A 2,183-nucleotide genomic window follows, 5' to 3' on the forward strand; every position below is an offset into this window, starting at 1 on the left:
GCTTCTTTTCAATCGCGTCAATCTTGGCCTTATCGGCCGGATCTCGTCTTGTCACAGTAGTCATTCTGGCTTATCTCCTTATGCAGGTTGGAAACCCACACACAAACCATCAGACACTCTCAATGATCATGGCTTCTCCTAGATAAACAAATCCTTACATCTGTCACTTTACATATTTACAGCTATACACTTCTACATTTATACAGGTTAATCTACAGATTAGAAGCAGGGTACAAAAGAGCATCCTGAAGGCTAAATTTCCATAGTCTGGCCCGTCCAAATAAACAGGGATCTGACACTCGTCGAAAAATGGTCAGGATCGAACAGGTCATGCCAAAGGAGTTCAGAGAACATATCCTCAGTAAAGGATCTGTCAATAGCCCACAAGCGCCAAGCAAGCCAACAGCTAAAGGAGACCCTTTCCTAGGTAAACCTACTCAATCCCTGAGTTTTACACGATATTTCAGATAGAAAAATAGTAAATCTCTATGTAATATTTATGCTTGCAGGTACTAAACGCTTGCTTCACCACTCCAGCCCCCGAAAGAGAAGATGATGAAATTTAAAAAGCCCCTCTGGGGAGCATCTCTGGTTGTCCTCACCGCCTTTTCCGCAGTTCCTAATGCAGTTGCGTCTACCGAACCAACCGTTCGTGCCGCCGCTGATTCTGCTTCCGAATCAGTAACTGAGGAATCGATGCAGGAGCTAATTAGCTACGTTGATTCACTTCCTGAAGACGTGGTTAGGGAAAAGAACGACAGGGATCTTGCCTCCTATATCGCTAGCCATGCCCCGAAAGAGTACTTCCCTCCCGTCACCACCTATAATGCCTGGGAATGTGCAGGAGCCATCACCCTAATCATTGCCGGCACAATAGTTCCAATATCGAAAGCGGTTAAGATCGCTAAGCTTGTACGCGGATTGGGCGGCGCAAGCAAAGTCGGCAAAGCAATATCAGAGGCTGGTGGCATCAGGAAGATCGTGGCCACTAAGGGGGCCTCCATTAAGGCTGAGTCTATGAAAAATGGCTTACTCTCCCTAGCCGCAGAGCTAACGGGAATCGGCACTGCGCAAGAGAAGTGCTAAAAGTACTCCATGAAGAAAGCTTCAACATATATAAGTATTGCGCTTTGCATAATATGCATCGTGTTGGCGATAGCCCACGTTGGCTTCCCTACACTTTCCCTTGTTGTACTAGCTCTAGCATTTCTTACTAGTGTTATTGGAGATATTCCGAACAAGAGCAAGCGCTGAAGTAAGGGAATCTACTTCTTACTAGGTAGTAGTTTCCAAAGGTAAACATATGAACAACAAATAGCTCCTCGACTCCCCTTGAGGAGCTATTTTTCATTTCCTGAGTAACCCTTTAAATAGAATAACCTGTGGTTGCACACTGAAAGAATAGCCAAGTTCTAATAGAACATTGGATCTAGTTCAATCGCGTAAAAGTATGCCTTGAACAGGATTTCACTATTTTGGAGAATGGATTACCCTCGTTCTTTGTATTCTATCTCATCTTCCGCTTGCCTAATCCATCGGGCAAGCGTTGGCTGCGATATGTTTAGTCGCTTTGAAGCGTCCTGGGTTTAGTTCCGCTTCTTTTACGGCCCTGTGTTGATGGGCTGGGTGAGATAGTACTCGGTTTCTACTTCCTGTGGGGTGGCGTAGTCCAATGCTTCGTGAAGTCGCTTAGTGTTCCACCAATGCACCCACCGCAAGGTGGCCAGTTCGACTTCTCCGACCGACGTCCACGGGCCCTGGGCATGAATCAGTTCCGCCTTGTAGAGACCGTTGACTGTTTCGGCTAGTGCATTGTCGTAAGAATCGCCGATTGTTCCCACACTCGGGCGGATTCCTGACTCAGCTAGCGCGGTGGAATACTTCAGTGACACGTACTGGCTGCCCCGATCGCTGTGGTGAATTAGTTGGTTTCCATTGAGGTTACCCTCGTTTAGTGGACACCCTATTTGTGCGGATCTTGTGTCCGTAGGAGAGGATGTTCATTGTGAGTCAACAGCGCAAGAAGTACACGCCGGAGTACCGGCGTGAAGCCGCGAACCTTGTAATCGAGTCAGAGCGCCCGATCGCTCATGTGGCTAAGGAGATTGGCGTCTCCGCCGGGCTTTTAGGCCGGTGGGTCAAACTCGAGCGTGAACGCCGAGGGGCCTCGGATGGGATGAGTG

General features: G+C 47.9%; 2 protein-coding genes and 1 pseudogene. 2 read left to right on the plus strand and 1 reads right to left on the minus strand.

Annotation, left to right across the window (positions count from 1 at the left end):
- The first annotated feature begins 555 nt into the window (after window positions 1-555).
- On the plus strand, window positions 556-1,086 hold the full coding sequence (locus RAE09_RS11745; RefSeq protein ID WP_316981765.1) for a hypothetical protein: 531 nt from the start codon (window positions 556-558) through the stop codon (window positions 1,084-1,086).
- A 515-nt stretch (window positions 1,087-1,601) separates the two neighbouring features.
- Here RAE09_RS11745 and RAE09_RS11750 read toward each other — a convergent pair.
- Window positions 1,602-1,931 (minus strand): annotated as a pseudogene (locus RAE09_RS11750) (integrase core domain-containing protein); the annotation flags it as partial.
- 65 nt (window positions 1,932-1,996) lie between these two features.
- On the opposite strand from RAE09_RS11750, the gene RAE09_RS11755 reads away from it, so the two are divergent.
- The coding region (locus RAE09_RS11755; RefSeq protein WP_157844602.1) for a transposase at window positions 1,997-2,183 on the plus strand (187 nt) is incomplete at its 3' end.

This window comes from Corynebacterium tuberculostearicum, assembly GCF_032821615.1.
GTDB lineage: Bacteria > Actinomycetota > Actinomycetes > Mycobacteriales > Mycobacteriaceae > Corynebacterium > Corynebacterium tuberculostearicum_H.